1 protein-coding gene is annotated in these 1,152 nt (G+C 61.6%); it reads right to left on the minus strand.

Annotation, left to right across the window (positions count from 1 at the left end; all coding sequences use genetic code 11):
• Nucleotides 1-32: 32 nt before the first annotated feature.
• Nucleotides 33-962, minus strand: a complete 930-nt coding sequence (locus tag PH605_RS25240; protein ID WP_142846693.1) for an IS110 family transposase — start codon at nt 960-962, stop codon at nt 33-35.
• Nucleotides 963-1,152: the final 190 nt, after the last annotated feature.

Genomic DNA, 1,152 nt, shown 5'->3' on the forward strand with positions numbered 1-1,152 from the left:
CGCGGCAGCGGGATGAGCGACTGTCTTTGATGTCAAGCGTTTTGCCATGGTTTGTTGTCTCTGATGATGGCGTTGAGCATTGTCAGAAGCTTTCGCATGGTTGCGACGGTAGCGAGGATTTTCGGCTTTCCGGCTTCCACGAGGCGATCGCGAAAGGCCTTGAGGACTGGATTGTGCCGTGCCGCCACCAGCGCTGCCATGAACAACACCGCCCGGACCTTGCCCCTGCCGCCACCGATGAAGCTTTTGCCCTTCCATTTGCCCGATTGCCGGGTCCAGGGAGCAAGGCCCGCCAGCGAGGCGATTTGACGCCGGTCGAGACTGCCCAGTTCCGGCATCTCGGCAAGAAGCGTGCGCGCCGTTGCAGGCCCCACACCGGGCACGGAGGTCAGCAGCGCCTCACGCACCCGCCACACGGGGGATTTGCGGATGTGATCGTCCATTTCCGCATCGATGCTGTCCACCTCCCGGCGCAGGGCGGCAAGCAGGCGCTGAATGCTTTTGCGGGTCGATTTCTCCAGCGCCATGCGTAACCGGTTCTCTTCGGCCACGATCATCTGCACGATCTGCCGCCTGCGGTCGACAAGTGCCGACAAAAGCTGGGTTTGCTGATCACGCAGAGGCCGGATCTGTGGCTTGGTGGCAGACACGAAAGCGGCAATCACCGCGGCATCGACCGCGTCGGTCTTGGCACGGCGACCGATGGCATTGGCATAGGCGCGCACCTGCGCCGGATTGACCACGATCACCGCAAATCCTGCCGCCGAAAGCCGTGCCACGGCCAGCGTCTCGAAGCCGCCTGTGGCTTCAAGCGCCACGATATCGGCATGCACCTCTTTGAGACGCTCTACCAGATCGTCAATCCCGGCATGGCTGTTCTCGACGAAGAACGCCGTGCCCGATGCTGCGAACGCCACATCCAGACGGTCCTTGGAAACGTCGATGCCAACACTATTATCCATCTTATCCCATCCTTGCCTAATCGGGCTTCGCACACGCAAGCGGCCCCGGCGACTGTTCGGGTTCGATGAAAAAGCGGAGGGAGACCCGGGCTCATCCACGGGATCAATGTCCCCAGGGGGGATCGGTCTTCCATCCGCCACCGCACAAGCGACAATAGCACAGCGCGGCGAAATCAAGTTACAAGGGGGC

This window comes from Agrobacterium sp. CFBP 3001 (assembly GCF_027871605.1).
In the GTDB taxonomy this organism is placed as follows: Bacteria; Pseudomonadota; Alphaproteobacteria; order Rhizobiales; family Rhizobiaceae; genus Agrobacterium; species Agrobacterium leguminum.